General features: G+C 49.7%; 17 protein-coding genes. 15 read left to right on the forward strand and 2 right to left on the reverse strand.

The genetic code is table 11. The features are described 5' to 3' along the window. Positions 1–40: 40 nt before the first annotated feature. Positions 41–1,021, reverse strand: a complete 981-nt coding sequence (locus BLV61_RS24540) for a glycosyltransferase family 2 protein (RefSeq protein WP_090469970.1) — start codon at positions 1,019–1,021, stop codon at positions 41–43. A 300-nt stretch (positions 1,022–1,321) separates the two neighbouring features. Here BLV61_RS24540 and BLV61_RS24545 point away from each other — a divergent pair, with 300 nt between their 5' ends. From BLV61_RS24545 to fabF, 13 genes are all read left to right on the forward strand, one after another. After that, positions 1,322–3,316, forward strand: coding sequence for a polysaccharide biosynthesis protein (locus tag BLV61_RS24545; RefSeq protein WP_047527104.1), 1,995 nt, complete (start codon positions 1,322–1,324; stop codon positions 3,314–3,316). Between the two features lie 223 nt (positions 3,317–3,539). Then, complete coding sequence (locus tag BLV61_RS24550) at positions 3,540–4,622, forward strand: DegT/DnrJ/EryC1/StrS family aminotransferase (protein WP_047538399.1); 1,083 nt, start codon at positions 3,540–3,542, stop codon at positions 4,620–4,622. 25 nt (positions 4,623–4,647) lie between these two features. Beyond that, positions 4,648–5,319: an acetyltransferase gene (locus tag BLV61_RS24555; protein WP_047527106.1), complete on the forward strand. Its 672-nt coding sequence runs from the start codon at positions 4,648–4,650 to the stop codon at positions 5,317–5,319. Continuing rightward, positions 5,316–5,783 (forward strand): MaoC family dehydratase, encoded by a 468-nt coding sequence (locus tag BLV61_RS24560; protein WP_081997836.1) that lies wholly within the window; start codon positions 5,316–5,318, stop codon positions 5,781–5,783. The genes BLV61_RS24555 and BLV61_RS24560 overlap by 4 nt, the downstream gene beginning before the upstream one ends. Beyond that, positions 5,776–6,735, forward strand: a complete 960-nt coding sequence (locus tag BLV61_RS24565; protein WP_090468005.1) for a glycosyltransferase family 2 protein — start codon at positions 5,776–5,778, stop codon at positions 6,733–6,735. The genes BLV61_RS24560 and BLV61_RS24565 overlap by 8 nt, the downstream gene beginning before the upstream one ends. Further along, the gene (locus BLV61_RS24570) at positions 6,732–7,805 is read left to right on the forward strand and encodes a glycosyltransferase (protein ID WP_090468008.1); all 1,074 of its coding nucleotides are present in this window, start codon (positions 6,732–6,734) and stop codon (positions 7,803–7,805) included. The genes BLV61_RS24565 and BLV61_RS24570 overlap by 4 nt, the downstream gene beginning before the upstream one ends. A 109-nt stretch (positions 7,806–7,914) precedes the next feature. Beyond that, on the forward strand, positions 7,915–8,715 hold the full coding sequence (locus BLV61_RS24575; protein WP_047527109.1) for an ABC transporter permease: 801 nt from the start codon (positions 7,915–7,917) through the stop codon (positions 8,713–8,715). Between the two features lie 11 nt (positions 8,716–8,726). Further along, complete coding sequence (locus tag BLV61_RS24580; RefSeq protein WP_090468010.1) at positions 8,727–9,470, forward strand: ABC transporter ATP-binding protein; 744 nt, start codon at positions 8,727–8,729, stop codon at positions 9,468–9,470. A 63-nt stretch (positions 9,471–9,533) separates the two neighbouring features. Then, entirely contained in the window at positions 9,534–11,501 is a 1,968-nt protein-coding gene (locus tag BLV61_RS24585) for a glycosyltransferase (protein WP_139213648.1), read from the forward strand. 11 nt (positions 11,502–11,512) lie between these two features. Then, the gene (locus tag BLV61_RS24590; protein ID WP_167361804.1) at positions 11,513–13,636 is read left to right on the forward strand and encodes a glycosyltransferase family 61 protein; all 2,124 of its coding nucleotides are present in this window, start codon (positions 11,513–11,515) and stop codon (positions 13,634–13,636) included. 200 nt (positions 13,637–13,836) lie between these two features. Next, positions 13,837–14,172 (forward strand): ComEA family DNA-binding protein, encoded by a 336-nt coding sequence (locus BLV61_RS24595; RefSeq protein ID WP_090468018.1) that lies wholly within the window; start codon positions 13,837–13,839, stop codon positions 14,170–14,172. Between the two features lie 199 nt (positions 14,173–14,371). Further along, complete coding sequence (locus tag BLV61_RS24600) at positions 14,372–15,166, forward strand: SDR family NAD(P)-dependent oxidoreductase (RefSeq protein WP_090468021.1); 795 nt, start codon at positions 14,372–14,374, stop codon at positions 15,164–15,166. Between the two features lie 32 nt (positions 15,167–15,198). Continuing rightward, positions 15,199–16,473, forward strand: a complete 1,275-nt coding sequence (gene fabF, locus BLV61_RS24605) for a beta-ketoacyl-ACP synthase II (protein WP_090468024.1) — start codon at positions 15,199–15,201, stop codon at positions 16,471–16,473. Here the strand turns inward: fabF and BLV61_RS24610 are convergent. Continuing rightward, positions 16,470–17,027 (reverse strand): TetR/AcrR family transcriptional regulator, encoded by a 558-nt coding sequence (locus BLV61_RS24610; protein WP_090468026.1) that lies wholly within the window; start codon positions 17,025–17,027, stop codon positions 16,470–16,472. The two genes, fabF and BLV61_RS24610, sit on opposite strands and share 4 nt — an antisense overlap. Positions 17,028–17,201: 174 nt before the next feature. Between BLV61_RS24610 and BLV61_RS24615 the strand changes: the two genes are divergently transcribed. Then, positions 17,202–17,855 (forward strand): GntR family transcriptional regulator, encoded by a 654-nt coding sequence (locus tag BLV61_RS24615; RefSeq protein WP_090468028.1) that lies wholly within the window; start codon positions 17,202–17,204, stop codon positions 17,853–17,855. Between the two features lie 15 nt (positions 17,856–17,870). Next, positions 17,871–18,722 carry an urea carboxylase-associated family protein gene (locus BLV61_RS24620; protein ID WP_090468031.1) on the forward strand — a complete coding sequence of 284 codons (852 nt, stop codon included), beginning with the start codon at positions 17,871–17,873 and terminating at the stop codon, positions 18,720–18,722. The last annotated feature ends 30 nt before the right edge of the window (positions 18,723–18,752 follow it).

Raw genomic sequence — 18,752 nt, forward strand, 5'->3', positions numbered from 1 at the left:
AATGTTGTCTGATGGGTGTTTTGTTGCGTTACGGATGTGTCTATATTTTATTGAGTATCGCGGCGGCAACCAGGCTGATGTTGCCTTTGAGTGTTTGCCGATGAACTCCACTTTTCTTCATCAGGTAAAGCCTTGATAGCAACTTACTATTGCGGGCGGCTTCGAAGCGCTCAAGGGTACGTCTATTGTCTTCTGTGAGCTCCATTCGGATGGAGTTCAGGACTATCAGGTTTTGAGTGCTCCACTCACTGAAACGCCCGCTTAGCATTTTCAAGATACGATTGACCTGATTCTTGTAGGTTGCATTCGCTCCAATCAGGTTGCCCTCGTGCTGTCGATAAAGCAGTGTGGGGTTTTGATCAAAGACAACTTGGCCGCCACACCCGGTCACCAACAGATACGCAAGCCAGTCATGTGCTACGACCAAGGCGTCATCGGCGATACGGCACATTAGGTCGCGAGCCGCATTATTAATCATCATTGTATTGGCGCCTGCGATACTTTGAACCAATGAATTTTCAAAACAGGGACGCTTTTTGAATAATGGAGAAAATCCCAGTGGCGCAAGATCAGTGTTGACCAACTTTGTTCTTGAACAGTACAGGTGGGGCTTGCTGGTGGGGGTTTGAGGTATTTGAGCGATGCTGCGACTCAGTTTGTCTTCGAGCCAAATGTCGTCCTGATCGCTAAATGCGAAGTAGTCGGCGACAATTTCTCGATTTTTAATCAATGACAGAAAATTTTTTGCAAAGCCTTGGCGAGGGCCTTGCAATATGACGATTTTTTCATCGCCTAGTTGTTTCTTGTACTCTTCAAGAATCTCCAGTGTCGCGTCTGTCGACCCGTCATCCGAGACATGGATCGACCAGTTTTTATGAGTTTGATTAATGAATGATTCCAGTTGTTCCCTGAGAAATCGCTCTCCATTGTAAGTGCAAACAAGTATTGCGACTTTTTTGCTCTCTATCGAGTGCTCAGCTATCGCCGATGGGTCGGAGTCCAAGCGGAAGATATCCTTCATTTGTTCTACCATGATTGAAATCTCTCGCGCCTCGGTCAAGTAAAGCATCTACTCTAATAAATGAGAGGTGCGTAAGATCTGAGGGATACGTGTTTAGGCAAGTCACAGTAATTAATGTGGGTGGGCTTTGCACGAGTTTAACAGCAATGGCGGCTTGGTGGCGAGTGGCAGGGCAGGCGCTGCCAACTGCCCGTTTTTCGCCTGTCCGCCTTCCGTTCAGCGGTCGTATTTCGCCGAAAAAAAGAGCTACAATGAGGTTGTTAATAGCTTCAGGGAGCAGAACGGTGATCGAGCGAATCAATGGATAAATTACGTTCATTTCTTCTAGGGTTGCCACGCAGGCAGAAACGTCTGCTACAGGTTGGTACCGACGTTGTGCTGGTTTGGCTGGCACTCTGGTTAGCGTTCATCGTCCGGTTGGGCATTGACGACATGTACAACCCGATCCGGGTGCATGCGTGGCTTTTCGTTAGTGCGCCAATTGTTGCCATCCCGCTTTTCATACGGATCGGAATGTACCGCGCGGTGATGCGGTATTTTGGAAATGATGCCCTCATTGTAATTGTGAAGGCTGTAAGCCTTTCGTCACTGATACTTGCTGTGGTCGTTTACTGGTACAGCAATCATGCCAGTGTGGTACCTCGTTCCATAATTTTCAATTACTGGTGGTTGAGTCTTGTGATTATTGGCGGATTGCGTCTGTGCATGCGCCAGTATTTCATGGGGGATTGGTTCTCGGCTGCCCAACACGTGCCCTTTACAAATCGTGATGATGGTTTAACTAAAGTTGCTGTTTATGGGGCGGGCGTTGCTGGTAATCAACTGGTCGCTGCTTTGCGCATGGGGCGGGTAATGCGGCCGGTCGCTTTTATTGATGATGATGCCAGTATTGCGGACCGATCCATTTCCGGACTTCAGGTTTATAAGCCAAAGCATATACAGCAAATGATTGATGTGACGGGGGCCCAGGAAATACTTCTCGCACTTCCTTCGTCAACGCGAGCACGTCGTCGCGAAATTCTCAACTTCCTTGAAGGCTTTCCGCTGCATATCAGGAGTGTTCCAAATTTCACCGATCTGGCCAGCGGACGAGTGAAAGTGGACGATATTCAGGAGGTTGATATTGCTGATCTCCTGGGGCGTGATTCCGTACCGGCTCGACCGGATTTGCTGACCCATTGTATAAAAGGCAAGGTTGTAATGGTGACGGGGGCCGGTGGTTCGATCGGTTCAGAGCTTTGCCGTCAGATTTTTTCATTAGGCCCCACGGCGCTGTTGTTGTTCGATCATGGTGAATTCAACCTCTACAGTATTCTGTCTGAGCTCGAGCGTCGAATAGATCGTGAGTCCATCTCGATTCGCTTGCTTCCGATCCTGGGTTCTATCCGTCATCCTCATAAACTTCAGGATGTAATGAAGACCTGGAAAGTTGACACGGTTTATCACGCAGCGGCTTATAAACACGTACCGATGGTGGAACATAACATCGCCGAGGGCGTGCTTAATAACGTCATTGGAACCTTAAATACTGCGCAGGCGGCTCTGCAAACGGGGGTCTCGAATTTCGTTTTGATTTCCACCGACAAGGCGGTCCGCCCAACGAATGTGATGGGAAGTACAAAGCGCCTCGCGGAACTGATTTTGCAGGCATTGAGTCGTGAAGTCGCACCAGTGCTATTTGGCGATAAAGGCAACATCTCGCGGGTGAATAAAACTCGTTTCACGATGGTGCGTTTTGGCAATGTGCTCGGCTCGTCAGGCTCCGTGATACCCCTGTTTCACAGTCAGATCAAGTCGGGTGGGCCCTTGACGGTCACTCATCCGAAGATCACTCGATACTTCATGACAATTCCCGAGGCAGCCCAATTGGTTATCCAGGCGGGCTCGATGGGGCAGGGGGGAGACGTTTTCGTTCTCGATATGGGTGAGCCGGTGAGGATTGTCGAACTGGCAGAGAAAATGATCCATTTGTCGGGATTGAGCGTTCGATCGGATAGAAGTCCTCAGGGAGACATCGCTATCGAGTTCACCGGTCTTCGTCCGGGTGAGAAGCTCTATGAGGAGTTACTGATAGGTGACAATGTTTCCGCCACTCCTCACCCAATGATCATGAGTGCGGATGAAGATCATGTGCCGTGGGATGTGCTGAAGACACGCCTGAGTGAGTTACTGGTTGCCGTAGAGGAAGATGACTACTCGCGCGTTCGCCAGCTTCTCAGGGAAACGGTGAGTGGCTACTCGCCCGACGGAGAGATTGTGGACTGGATTTATCAGCAGCGCAGCCTTGATCCCTGAGGCCTTTCGATCGTGCCAGGCAAGGGGGTGGCGGTATGCTTCGGTGGTATTTACGGCATCCTCGTCGGCGTTTAAGATGCCCTGTTTGCCTCGGAAATGGAGACGATTTTCCAGCTGTCAGGGCTCACGGCTTGTTCGTTGGAGAGATATTCAGCTCTTCGTAGTATTGAAATACAATCATTTTTTACAGAACTAAGTAGTCGTTTTGCTTGTCGGGGCGTTCATGAATATTACAGTTACGAAGCCGTTTATCCCTCCCTTTGGTGAGTTTCAGACTTATCTACAAGGGGTTTGGGAACGTGAATGGTTTACCAATAATGGGCCGTTGGTGAACGAGCTTGAATTAAAACTCAAGGAAAAGCTTAACGTTGACCATCTGCTGTTTCTCAGTAATGGTACGATCGCGCTTCAAATTGCAATTCGAGCGCTCGATTTGCAGGGTGAAATCATCACCACGCCGTTTAGTTATGTTGCTACTACTTCCAGTATCGTCTGGGAGCGTTGCGAGCCTGTTATGGTTGATATTTGCCCAGATACTCTGAATATCGACCCGGAAAAGATCGAGCAAGCCATTACGTCGCGCACTTCCGCTATTTTGGCAACCCATGTTTTCGGCAATCCATGTGATGTTGAAGCGATTGAAAAAATTGCACAAAAACATCAGTTGCGCGTTATTTATGATGCTGCTCACGCGTTCGGTACTCAATATAAGAAGCGCTCGCTATTGGCCTATGGCGATATCGCGACCTGTAGTTTTCATGCCACCAAGCTTTTTCATACTATTGAAGGGGGCGCTGTAACCACGTCCAATCCTGAAATACTGAAAAAGATGGCAATGATGCGAAATTTTGGTCATTCGTCGCTCACAGAGTTCGGTGGGGTAGGCGTGAATGGCAAAAATTCCGAGGTGCATGCTGCCATGGGCTTGACGAATCTCAAGTATGTTGAAGAGATTCTTAAAGTTCGTAAAGAGTTGTGCGAGCACTACAAGTCCGAGCTCACGGATCTGCCTATTCGATTCCAGAAAATTGCCGAAAATACTGATTACAACCATTCTTATTTTCCGGTCATATTCGATGATGAGAAGACGCTCCTGCACGTCATGGCAGAGCTGAATCTGAACAATATTTATCCTCGTCGTTATTTTTACCCTTCGCTTTCTGAATTGCCTTACGTCCACGAGCAACGCTCGCCAATCTCGGAAGATGTTTCACGGCGTATTATGTGCCTGCCGCTTTACCATACGCTATCGCGTGAAGAAATCGACATGGTATGCCGGATTATCAAGCGCTCGATTAGATATTGAATTGTATTGGTTTGCAGGAGGCTGTATGAAAAAATATTTTGGGATCATCGGCGCTGGTGGATATGGCCGTGAAGTAATCCCCCTCGCCAAGGCTATGGTAGACGACCTCCTTGCGAGCGATAGCGCGGAACTATATTTTGTTGTCGAGGGCGAAATCGGAGAGGACACCATTAATGGTTATCCCGTTATTTCGCTAGATCGTTTTCTATCCTTGTCGGGCGAAAGACTATTCAGTATTGCAATTGGGGCATCCGACGCAAGGGAGCGTATATCTGCCGTCTGTGAAAGTCAGGGGGCGAAACCGTTCTCGGTCATCGCTGGAAATGCTGTGATCCTTGATGGCAACGAGATCGCGGAAGGCGCGGTGCTTTCGCCATTTGTGACGGTCACTTCAAATGCGAAAATTGGCAAGCACTTTCATGCGAATATTTATTCTTATGTTGCCCATGATTGTGTAATTGGTGATTTTGTTACGTTTGCACCAGGTGTCAAATGTAATGGTAATGTTGTTATTGAAGATCACGCTTATATTGGTACAGGGGCTTCTATTATTCAGGGCAAGGCTTCGCGGCCGTTGACCATCGGACGTGGTGCGATCGTTGGTATGGGCGCTGTGGTGACCAAGAGTGTTCCTCCAGGCATTACAGTCGTGGGGAATCCGGCTCGCCCTCTCACGCGAGAGGCGATGCGTAAATGACAACAATTCATTTATTCCCGACTGAGTTGGCGATTGAACAAATTGAAATCGGTATGCAGGTTTCATATTCTCATACAGTAACGGACGCCGATGTTAAAGCGTATGCCGGATTGTCGGGAGATAATAATCCCGTCCACATGAGTGACGAGTACGCACAAAACTCGAGATTCAAGGCGCGTATTGCGCATGGTCTGTTTTCGGCTGGTTTCTTTTCTGCAATGTTTGGAACGCGGCTGCCAGGTCCGGGTTGTGTTTATATTTCGCAGAATCTCGTTTTTAAAGCACCCGTTTATCTTCAGGACACGGTTGTAGCCACTGTTTGTGTAAAAGCGGTGTGCACCCGTAAGCGAGTGGTGACATTCAGAACTTACTGCACTGTCAAAGGTCAGTTGGTAATTGACGGCGAAGCGGAAATTTTTATCCCTAAAAAGCCAAAATCAGAAGAAGGGGTGACCAGTGCTTAAAGAGGCGGTTGGCATATCGGTTCTGTTGGTTGCATACAACCACGAAAAACATATTCGCCAAGCGCTGAATTCCTTGTTTGGACAGGTATTTGATGGGCCGATCGAATTGGTCGTGGCGGATGATAAATCTTCCGATAGCACGCTTTCGATTATTCAAGAATATGAAGGCGCTGATCCACGCTTTACATTCAAATACCTGGACTATAGTGAAAATTTAGGTATCACGAAAAACTACAAGCGCGGTTTTGAAGCTTGTACTTCGGAATTTGTGGCGGTGCTTGAAGGGGACGACTACTGGATCAGTCCCTGCAAGCTGCAACGCCAGGTAGACTTTCTGACAGCGCATTGGGAGTCAGATGTATGCTCTGTCAATTATTATGTTTATGAAGAGGATCGTGCACACCTTTCACCTAGAGTTCCGGCTTCCACCGGGCATCGGTTTATCTCTGCCAGAGAATTGATAGCCGATAATGTTGTAGGTAATTTTTCAACCTGTATGTATAGGCGGAGTGCCTTGAGTCGACTCCCCGAAGGGTTGTTTGATATCAAATCATATGATTGGATCACCAATATTGTTTTGGCCAAAACCAGCTTGATTGGATTTTTGGAAGAGCCAATGTCTGTATATCGTCTTCACGGTGGTGGCGTTTGGACACAAACCCCGCACATCGATAAGTTGAAAGCGCAGTTGGCCATTCTGCCCGCATACGATGCGTTGACAGATAATGTTTTTCACGAAGACTTCGAGCGACTCTCCAGTCATTTACGTCATGTGATTACAGTCTCCCAACTCGGGCACGTTGCCGAGTCCGTTGGGAAACCAGTGTTTCGTGTAATTCCGACACTTGTGAGCTTAATGCCACCCGTTTTTATAATGGTTATCAAATTGCTTGTTCCTGTTGCAGTCATGAATCTACTTGCCAGGGTCGTTAAACGGAGTCGTTCCGTATGAAAAAACCTACAGTATCCGTCATCATGGCGACTTATAATCACGCCAGTTTTGTTGAACAAGCAATCAGAAGCGTGCTCGGGCAAGTGGATGTGGATTTCGAATTCTTGATTTCGGATGACGGCTCTGCGGACTCGACCCGAGAGGTGGTCGCCTCAATCAAGGATGAGAGGATCAAGTTTTTCCCTAATGAAGTGAACCGAGGAGCTGGTGTTGTTACCAACGAGCTAATTGGGCGTTCATCGGGTGAATTTATCGCACTCATCAATTCGGATGACTACTGGTGCGATACCGATAAACTTGCTTATCAAGTCAAGTTCCTGCGAGACAATCCTCAGGTTGGTGCCTGTTTCGGCAGGGCGCGTTTTGTCGATAAAGACGGCAACTCCATGGGTAAGGCATCGGACGTATTCGACCAAGAAAATCGTTCGCAGGGTGCTTGGTTGAGGCGTTTCTTCGAATTGGGAAATTGCATCTGCCATCCTACAATGCTGATTCGCAAGAGTTGCTACGATCATCTGGGCATGTACAGTAATCGGCTGCGTCAGTTACCAGATTTGGAAATGTGGATTCGTTTGGTCAAACACTATCCGATCCATATATCCGATCGGGAATTGATTACCTTTCGATTGATGCCTGGTGAGAACGCAAGCAGTCAAACCGTTTCCAATTCGATTCGTACCATGAATGAGCATTATCTGATAGCCGATGAGTTTTTTGATGATGTGACTGCGAAACAGTTGGAAGATGGATTTTCTGATTTGATCAAGTTCAAGGCGATCACTTCCGATGTTCATCTTGATATCGAAAAGGCGCTTTTATACTGGAATTATAATCAGTGGCTGGGGAAACCCTATCAGTTGATTGGAATGTTGAAGCTGAACAAGCTCCTTAACAGTTCAGCTCATCAAAAAGTCATTGTTGAGGTTTATGGCATGGATGACCGGTGGTTCCAGAAGGAACTGGGGGAGATCGATGTGCTTCGTCCAAAAGTCGTTGCGGTGATGAGTCAACAGAAATCAAGAGCTCTCGGGGTTTGGCAGCGGGTATTGTCCAGACTCTCCCATTCTTGAATGTTCGAGAGCGTGTGTTTGATGTTTATTGAATATTCGTCGATTGATGAGATACCTGGTCCGGGAGATATCCGACCAGGGTTGATTTTAACTAAGTGTGGCGTAATTAATGACAAGTAATTCAATATTTAACGCGCTGGCCGACATTGTTTCGTCAGCAAAGCGCTATCCACTCGTCGGCATGCTGGGATGGGCGGATATCAAGCAGCGATACAGGCGTTCTCGATTAGGCGCGTTTTGGCTGACCGTCAGTATGGGGGTAATGATTGCCTCTATTGGTTTGGTATTTGGCCAGATTTTTAATACGCCGATGCAGGAATACTTGCCATTTCTCGCTTTGGGGATCGTCCTTTGGGGGTTCATCTCGTCCAACGTGACTGAAGGTTGTGTAGCATTTACTTCTGCTGAAGCGATTATCAAGCAGTTAAATATTCCTCTTTTTGTTCATGTGCTTCGCTGTTTCTGGCGCAATTTTATTGTGTTGGGGCATAATATTGTCATCATACCGATTGTCTTCTTGATTGTTGGAAAGCCACTGACCCTGACGATGCTGCTGTTTGTACCGGGCATCATTCTACTGTCTATAAATCTGCTCTGGATTTCTCTGGTTCTTGGGGTATTAAGCACCAGGTTCCGTGACATCACGCAGATCATTGTAAACGCTACCCAAGTCGTATTTTACCTGACCCCCATTATGTGGGCGCCGTCGTTGCTTCCTTCACGGCATGCGGCCTACTTGCTCAATTTGAACCCGATTTATCATTTGCTGGAAATTACTCGTGGGCCGGTATTGGGTACTACGCCTGCTGCAGAGAGCTGGATCTTTTCGATCGCCATGGCAGTGATCGGTTGGTTGGTTGCAATTGTTATATATAATCGGTATATGCGCCGTATCCCTTACTGGCTTTGATGGAAAATTGTATGGCTTCTATTGATTTTAATAACGTCACTGCCGAATTTCCCATTTACAATGCTAATGGACGCTCCCTAAAAAAGCGGCTTATTCAGGTCGCTACGGGCGGAAAGTTGTCAGCAGATGAGCGGGGGCACGTAGTCGTTCGCGCTTTGGAGGATATCAATTTTTCCTTCAAGGACGGCGATAGGGTTGGCTTGCTAGGGCATAACGGAGCGGGTAAGAGCACTTTATTACGCCTGTTGTCCGGGGTTTTTGTGCCCACTTCAGGTGTTGCCAGTATCGAAGGTGATATTGGTTCGTTAATTGATATCTCGCTTGGCATCGATCCGGAGGCGACAGGGCGAGAAAATATCTATTATCGAGCAGCTCTCTTAGGGATCAGCAAGTCTGAAATCGAACGTAGATTTGACGAAATCGTAGAGTTCTCCGAACTGGGGGATTTCATCGATATGCCTACGCGGACTTATTCTTCAGGTATGCATCTGCGCTTGGCATTTTCCGTCTCTACCATTATTTCTCCAGAGATTCTTCTGATGGATGAATGGTTGTCTGTAGGCGATGCAAATTTCCAGCATAAAGCAGAGGCGCGGATGACTGATATTCTCAACTCTACCAAGATACTGGTGGTGGCGACGCATTCACGTGAGCTCGTCCTGAACACCTGTAATAGGGTTATCTGGCTGGAGCACGGAAAAATCAAAATGGACGGAGATCCTGCTTCTGTCGCGACCGCTTATTTTGGCATGTGATTTTATTTAATTACGCAGTTGAGTTTATAGTGTTGAAAAGCTCACCCTTCTCAGGGTGGGCTTTTGGTTTATTTGATCCAAATTTTAGAGGGCTGTGCTGATCCGCTGGGGCATGCCAGTGAACTGGCTAAAAGGGGAGGGGGCCAGGTTTTCTGGGCTCATGGGGATTTTAGAATGCGAAAATTAGTAAATAAAATGATCAAGTATTTGAAGTCTGTTGCCCATGATTATCTTTTCAAGATTGTCAAAAAAGAACCTGAGAAGTTTGACGCGGTTAAACTGGCATGCAAGGAATTGCTTGATAAGGATTTCTACTTGGAAAGGTATCCTGACATTGCGGCCGCCAATGCCGATCCCCTTTCCCATTACATCGAATATGGTTTTGCAGAGGGGCGTTGGCCGTTTTCAATTACCAGTGCTGATGCCGGACTTCGAATTCAAAAGGCTCTTGAGTTTGATCCGTTGAACAGCATGGCTGTAAAATTGAACTTGATGTTGACTCTGAGTGCGCCGGATCTGGATACGATAAGGCGTGGACTGGCGTGGTATAAGGCTGGGGTAGCAACGCCTGAATTGATCGAGTTGCATCGCCAATTAATTGAAGAATCAGCGGTCGCGTTACTCATTAATCGATATTGGAATTCAATTAAATTTTCAGAGATGCACTCCGTTCTAGGTGAGTTTCTGGAGCTTTTGCCGGAATCGAATCAAATCAAAACGGCACTCGCTCTTTGCATATTCAGGCTTGGTCGGTTCGAGAAGGCGGGTAAAGCCTTTTCAGAGTTATCCGAGATACCTCCAGTCTTTGAAGGTTTGGTTTCGGAAGCAGTAATGACTATCGCCGAAGCAAAAAAAGTCAATATAGATCTGCCTTGCGAGTCGCAGATCCTGCTGTTGGATTCGTCCTTTCCGTCCAAGGTCTCTTCTTTTCGTTATGGGGAGTTCAAGAGCTATCTCGAAGAGATTGATGAGTGCTCAATACAGGTGCTACCGGATAACTTGTCAAAATACGGGGAGCCACTGCCGTTTCATGCACAGGTAGATCAATTCAGAAAAGTCAGCGGGCTGGCGTCGAATCGAATCAGGTATTTTGATACTGACTTTATTGGCGACCCCAAAGTCGCTTATTGCGTCTTCTTGAACCTGGCTGATTACTTTTATACTCAGATAGGTCTGCCCTCTGCCGAGCATCTCTTGTTTACCCTTTATCCGGGGGGTGGGTTCAATTTGAATGACGGGGTTTCGGATCAGAAACTTCGCAGGCTTTGTGATAACCCAAAGTTGTCAAAAATTATTACAACTCAGAACGTCTCCTATCGATATCTGGTCGAGGGTGGTTTTTGTGGGCCGGACCGCATTCAGCATATATACGGCGGCATCATTCCAAATATTTATACCTTGGACGATCATGTGCCGACGGCGAAGAGCCTGGATAAGCCACTCGATGTTTGTTTTGTTGCTCAAAAATATTCGGCGACCGGCGCTGAAAAGGGGTATGACGTATTTGTCGATATCGTCAAAAATTTTGCGAATTCACCAGACATCCGTTTTCACGTCGTTGGTGGCTTTGATAAAAATACCATTGAGCTCGGTGATATTCGTAATGTCACGTTCTATGGGACGCAATCCGCAGATTTCTTTGATGGTTTTTACACAAATATGGACTTGATATTGTCTCCCAATATCCATCTTAGTGCGTTGGATCCTTCCCAGCCGGAATCGTTTGATGGTTTTCCAACAACCGCTGTAGTAGAAGCCGGATTGAAAGGAGTTGCTGTCTTCCTGACCGATTTTAAAGGCATGAATTTTCATCTCGATGGCAGTGATATTTTTAATGAGCATGAGATGAAGATTATTGACAGGGATCCTGATTCAATCAGTCAATTGATTAACGGCTATCTGTCCGATCGAGAGGCATTGATGGAACTTGGGCAAAACGGTAGGCGTGCCATCTTGAGGGAGTTCAGTTATGAGGGGCAGATGCGCCCTCGGATTGAGCTGCTCAATCATTACCTTTCTGCTACTTCTTGAGGTGAATGACGGTGAAATCTTTGTTTGCTAACTGTCTTTCTATCAGCAAATCGTGCCTGCGCCGACTGCTTGCAAAGCTTTCGGTTCCTCGAACAAGAAATTCTGTTGATAATATTGATTCTCGACTTGAGATTGTCTTACCGTATTTTGACGTTGGTTACTGGTCGCGTTGCTATCAAGGCGATGCAGGTAGTTCAGGTGAGTCTGTCGTTGATTTTGTTAGCAAAGGGTTCAGCAAGGATAGTAACCCTCATCCATTATTCGATAGCGAGTACTACTTGGCACAATTGCCGGGTGTGCAATGGTTGAATATTACCCTTCTAGAACATTATGTTCTGGAAGGTGCCGCTGCCGGCCTTGATCCCTCACCCTTTTTTTCGACGAACTACTATTATGATTTCTATCCTGATGTTAAAGAGGCATGTGTAAATCCTTTATTACATTTTATGCATTCTGGCATTCATGAAGGTCGTGAATCGCTGTCGATTGTTGAACTTGTGTTGGGCCCCTATTTCGACGATAACCTGTCCGGTACTGTTCAAAATGAATTTTTCATGGCGTATCAAGCCATACATAGCGCGTCGCTAAAGCGTTTTCGACAATCAATAAAACTTCTTCGACTATCCAAGAGTCATATTCCCGCACCACTCTATTTGAAAATAGCCGGCATATGTTTTTGTTTGGCAGGGCGTTTTTTGAGTGCACAGCGTATTTTTCAGGAGTTGTCGCAACGTCCTGGAATTTTGGATGCGGATAATTTGTATTCGTACGCTCTGACGAAGGCAGGGGAAATTGCAGAAGGGCGAGGGGATAGCGATCTTGCTTATAGAAACTATTCCTTGGCTAACCAGCGTGGATATGAGTTGGCAGGACATGCTTTGATAAAACTGTCTCGACGGTATTTTAATAAGGGGATGGTGTCTCAAGCATTACGTTTAATTGGTGAAAGCAAGGTCAAAAAGGCAACGCTCGGAACGCATATTTTGCCCATGCGTTCGGTCAAGAGTCATTGTATTGAATTCGATTATTCATACTACGAGATTTTTCCATCACGCCCCATAGCGGAACTATCCTTGAGCTTTCTTGAGGAAGGCTCGCCGCTTACGTCTGAAGAGGGTGATTTGTTAGCACCACCATTTTACATTGCGCTCATGGAAAAGACGGTCGGTATTTCTAAATGCAATGTCGTCGTCAGTAATCGACAGGTTGTTTTAGATGGTATTACGCATCCCGTTTTTTACCGCTCGGGATTGGGTGATATGTACGATAAAGAAAAAATTATGCTCTCCAGAAATGGGGAAGACGCGTTGGTGCAGTGGCCAAATAAACACCCCGAGGTGCTTGACAACGGATTAAAAATGTTTGGTGTTCAAAGCGGCAATTATGGACATTGGTTTCTTGAGTATTTGCCCAGAATGCTGGCGTTCGACGGTGATTTCTGTGACGAGAGTTTTTCTATTGTGGTGGATGCGAACATGCCCCAGTCACATCTGGATTCGCTCTCTCTGCTTAATTCAAAGAAGCGGCCTGTTGTTGTCTTGCCAGTTGATACAATCGTCGAATTTTCCAGGCTGGCTGTCGCGCCGGTTCCCGCTTTTTTTCCATTGGATGTGGAAGAGGGAGTTGCTTATGACACGGTTTGGCCAAGTGATATTTTCTCACAATTGAAAGCAAAGATTATTGAAGGACTGGAAAGAGAAAATTTTGTATTTTCTGAAAAGTCGACACGCTTGTTTCTGTCTAGGCGTGGCTTCAGTAGTCGACAGTTGGTGAATGAAGTCGAGTTAGAAAAAATATTACACGACTTAGGATTCACAACAATCTACCCGGAAACGATGAGTTTCGCCGAACAAGTCGATGCATTTCAATCTGCCACAATTGTGGTTGGTTCTTGTAGTTCGGCCCTTACAAACGCGATTTTCTGTAACGCCGGGGCGCGCATCGTTGCTCTGATAAATGATTGCCCGGATTTCAATTTTCGGGGATATGCCAGTTTTATCGAGGCTGGTGGTGCGCAGATCTTGTTTGTCCGGGGGGTGTCTTGTCCGGACCAAGCTTCAGTACATCGTTATCATCGTAGTTATGTTATTTCGACTGAAGCGTTTTCCAAGGCAATTCAGTGGGCGCTTCATTAGTGTTGTGCAGGCTGATTTGATGGTCCGTAAAATCGATTGGTTGCAGCCGCGATTGGGGATGTAGTAATGGGATGGGCATTAAATCTTGATTGTCTCACATCCTGCAATGGACACATTTTTGACAGGCTCCAGACATCACCTAAGTTTGGGAGACAGCTTCGGAAAGCTGTTTTCTCAATTGATGTCATGGAGCGTCATTTATGCGTACTGGCTACTTCAACTCCCTGGTTTTTGCCCTTCTGACCACTGCCTCTATCGCTGCTACTGCGGCTCCCGCTGCGAAGCCGGAGAGCAATAATGCCCCCATGGTGATGGAGGTTTCTCCAACTGCACAATCGGGCAGAATCGATCTAAATGCTGCCGATGCTTCCACATTGCAAAAGGAACTCTCCGGAATCGGCGAGGCGAAGGCTCAGGCGATCGTTGCGTATCGTGATATCAATGGGCCGTTTGCTTCGGTGGACGAGTTGCTCGAAGTGAAAGGAATCGGCAAGGCAATTCTGGATCGTAATCGCGATAAGCTGGAAGTGAACTAAGCTAAACATTCAACGCCAAGGGGGCCGGTCATTGACCGGCCTTTTTGCGCTCTGGCGTTCGCAAAGCTGCGCCTTCCGTCCGCCGCCTAAAAATTACGACTATCATATGGCGTTTAAATTATGCATATAATAAATACCCGTCGAGGCGCGTTGACGTTAATGCGCTGACCTTTTCTCAATCATTTCCAGGAGCACAGTTATGACTTCCACCCAATCCCAAGGTACGGCCCTCGTCACCGGCGCTTCCTCCGGTATCGGGGCGGTTTACGCACAGCGTCTGGCGGCGCGTGGTTTTGATTTGTTGTTGGTTGCTCGTGATCTGCAGCGGCTGGAAGAAGCGGCGAGCCAGTTGCGCGCCAAGCATGGGGTTCAGGTCGAAGTGTTGAAGGCAGATCTGACGCAAAAGGAGGATGTGCTGAAACTCGAGCAGCGTCTGCGCAGCGATTCGAGTATCAATCTGTTGCTGAATAACGCCGGTGTTGCGGCGGACGGTTTGCTGGCCAATGCCGATACCGATCAGTTGGAGCGATTGATCCAGCTGAATGTCACTACCGTCACGCGCTTGGCATCGGCAGCGGCCGCCAGTTTTGCCAAGGCGGGTCGGGGCACGATCATCAACATTGCCTCGGTCGTGGCTTTGTTTCCCGAGCGTTTCAACGCGACCTACAGCGCCAGCAAGGCCTACGTGTTGAGCCTGACCCAGTCATTGAATGCCGAACTCGACGGCACCGGGGTTAAGGTCCAGGCTGTGTTGCCGGGCGTCACACGCACCGAGATCTGGGAGCGTTCCGGTATCGATGCGACCCAGATTCCCGCTGATATGGTCATGGAAGCAGGAGAGATGGTCGATGCTGCGCTGTCGGGTCTGGATCAAGGTGAGTTGATCACCATCCCTTCCTTGCCGAATCTCTCTGAGTGGGAGTCGTATGTAGCGGCGCGTCATGCGATGGCGCCGAATCTGTCCAGAAGCCAGGCCGCCGCGCGTTATAAATGAAGCGCCACTAATCGGCATGAGGTATTTGCGTAATGAGTAATCGTCGAGTGGTTGTAACGGGCATGGGCCTGGTGTCCCCGCTGGGTAGCGGGGTCGAAGCTGTATGGTCGCGTCTGTTGGCGGGACGCTCCGGATTGCGGAAATTGCCCGATGAGGTGGTTGCCGATTTGCCTGCCAAGGTCGGCGCTGCGGTGCCAACGCTGGCGGAGGATGCCGAGGCCGGTTTTGATCCGGATCGGGCAACCGCGCCCAAAGAGCAGAAAAAAATGGATCGCTTCATTTTGTTCGCCATGGAAGCGGCGAGGCAGGCGATTGAACAGGCCGGTTGGCAAGCGCAAACCGCTACTGCCCAGGAGCGCACGGCAACCATCATCGGTTCCGGCATCGGTGGTTTCGGTGCGATAGCCGATGCGGTGCGCACCACTGACACTCGTGGCCCGCGACGTTTGTCACCGTTCACTATCCCGTCGTTTCTGGTCAATCTGGCAGCGGGACATGTATCAATTCAACACGGTTTCAAAGGGCCGTTGGGGGCGCCCGTGACAGCTTGTGCTGCCGGGGTTCAAGCGATCGGCGATGCGGCGCGCCTGATTCGTTGTGGTGAGGCCGACATCGCTGTGTGTGGTGGAGCAGAGGCGGCGATCGATCGGGTCAGTCTCGCCGGTTTTGCAGCTGCTCGGGCCTTGTCCAGCGGTTACAACGACACCCCGGAGCGTGCCTCACGGCCGTTCGACAGTGGGCGCGATGGTTTTGTCATGGGCGAGGGCGCCGGCCTGCTGGTGATCGAGTCTCTGGAACACGCCTTGGCACGGGGCGCTCAACCCTTGGCGGAGTTGGTCGGTTACGGCACCAGTGCAGACGCCTATCACCTGACTGCAGGGCCTGAGGATGGCAACGGCGCGCGCCGCGCCATGTCGCTGGCATTGGCGCAGGCCGGTATTGCGCCAGAGCAGGTCCAGCACTTGAATGCCCACGCGACCTCGACGCCGGTTGGCGATTTGGGGGAATTGGCGGCGATCAAGGCATTGTTTGGAACGGATAACAAAATTGCCGTGACATCGACCAAGTCGGCGATCGGGCATTTGCTCGGCGCAGCAGGCGGAGTCGAGGCGATTTTCACGCTCCTGGCGATCCGTGATCAGATCGTACCGGCGACTCTGAATTTCGAAAATCCTGACCCCGCTGCCGATGGCGTGGACATCGTCCATGGTCAGGCTCGGCCGATGGCCATCGAATATGCGCTGTCCAACGGTTTCGGGTTTGGTGGGGTCAATGCCAGCGTGTTGTTCAAGCGCTGGGAAGGTTAGCCTTGTGATTGTTTAAGTGACGCGCGGGTTACGTCGAGAATCTGCCGGGCCAGCTCGGGATTCTCGACACAGCGCGAAAGCAGCAACGCCCCGACCAGCGTGGACATGATGACAATGCTGCGTTTTTCCGTATCGTCGCCTTCAAGGGTGTTCTGGATTTGTCGAAGTCGCGCATTGAGCACCGCATCTGAAGTCGGACTCGGCTGCCCGCGCATGCCGAGCTCCGATGACATCGTGGGCAATGGGCAGCCTTCTTCGGGGCAAGTCTGGTGCCGTTGCGACAGGTAGGCATCGATGAAGGCGTCCAGCGGTCGATCCTGAGCGAACAGCTCTGCACAAACGACATCAGCCTCATCCCCTGCCGCCTGTAAGGCCTTTTCCACCAATTCATCCTTGGACTTGAAGTGCGAGTAGAAGCCACCGTGAGTCAAGCCCAGCGCTTTCATTAGAGGTTGCAGGCCGGTTGCGCCGATGCCGTCACGGCGAAAGCGCGCTGAAGCTTCCTTGATGATGCGTTGGTGGGTCTGGGCTTTATGGTCCTGCGAATAACGCATCTGATATCTCCACATCAATGCCCCATATTAACCCTTGAAAATTGCATGGTGACTGTACTTCTATTTCTAAAAAGCATGCAGATGCGACTAAGCGATCGTGATGCATTGCATCTGATGGCACGAATAGTGAACACCTGTTGGCTGACGATTGTTGAACAATCCTGAGGCAATAGTATGAACAGCGGACTGTCACTGGCTGACCACATCACATTGGAGTTGCGCGCCGACATCATCGGTGGACGCTTGCTGCCTGGCATGGCGCTGGTGGAAAACGACCTGGTCTCTGCCTATAACGCCTCGCGTAACACCATCCGTGAAGCCTTGCATCGTCTTGGTCAGGATGGCTTGACCCACTATGTGCGCAACAAAGGCGTCATGGTGCGCAAGTTGGGCAGTGATGATGTGCGGGACCTGTTCAAGGTCCGGCGCACGCTGGAACTGCAAGCCATCAGTGCCAGTCACCCCCTGCGTGACTATCAGTCCGACCGGATGCTCCAAGCCCTGGAAGCCACAGAGTTGGCGCGGGAGCGCGAGGACTGGCGCGCCGTCGGCACCCACAGTCTGCAATTTCATCAACACATTGTCGGGTTGCTGCGCAGCCCGCTGTTCGATGAGTTCTTTACCAATGTCGTGGCTCAATTGCGCCTGGTGTTTTGCACCGCGCCCGATGAGTCGCGTTTTCAGGCGCCATGGCTGGCCCGCGACCGGCAGATCCATGAACTTCTGGTCGAAGGCAACAAGCGTGCGGCCGAGGAGGCCATGGGCCTGTATCTCGACGATTCCGAACACCAGCTGTTGCAAATGCTTGCGCCTTCTTCCCATCACTGATCGAGGATTCGTGCCATGTACAAAGACTATCCGGCGGCCTATCAAGTCAGCAAAGGCTCCGCCTTGCAGGTGGATAAAGCCTTTTATGAGCGGGTGCGTGATGTGAAGGAGGGACGCACGCTGATCGAGTCCTTCGAAGTACCGATTCGCACCGGCCGCGCCTGGAAAGTCCCGGCCGGCCATGTGTTTCGCGTGACGACACCGGTCGGGCCGCAAGTGGGTGATTTCAACGTCTGGAATGCCAACGACCCGCGCGAGCGCTTGTGGGCGTCGCGCACCCGGCAGCTACAAGGCGCACACGTCAGCACCCATGACCGGCTCTGGTCGAACCTGCCGTTTCTGCGGCCGCTGGTGACTATCACCGATGACAGCCTGGCGGGCTACGGGATTGATGAACATGGCGGTCGACTGCACGATTTGCTCGGCACTCGCTGCGATCCCTATGTGAACAAAATGCTCACCGGCGAGGATTTTCACCACCACTGCCACTCCAACCTGACCCGCGCCGTGCTGCCCCACGGCCTGACCGAGCTCGATGTGCACGATGTGTTGAATATTTTCCAGTGCACGGGGCTGAACCACGACGACATGTACTTCATGAAAGCGTGTCCGGCCAAGAAGGGCGATTACCTGGAATTTTTCGCCGAAATCGACCTCCTGTGTGCACTGTCGACCTGTCCAGGCGGAGACTTGTCGTTGGCCATGTGGGGGCCTGACGCGCAGGATCCGCTCAGCGTTTGTCGTCCGTTGGGCGTGGAGATTTATCGATTGGAGGAATCGTTGCTGGAGGGGTGGAGCCAGCCTGAGCGCGCGGCCTACAAGGGGCTGCATGGCTTGCACATTGCCAAGGCTGATTGGGAAAAATAGCCCCGCACCCTGTAGGAGCGAGCTCGCTCC

Origin of the sequence: Pseudomonas mohnii (assembly GCF_900105115.1) — a bacterium.
Classification (GTDB): domain Bacteria; phylum Pseudomonadota; class Gammaproteobacteria; order Pseudomonadales; family Pseudomonadaceae; genus Aquipseudomonas; species Aquipseudomonas mohnii.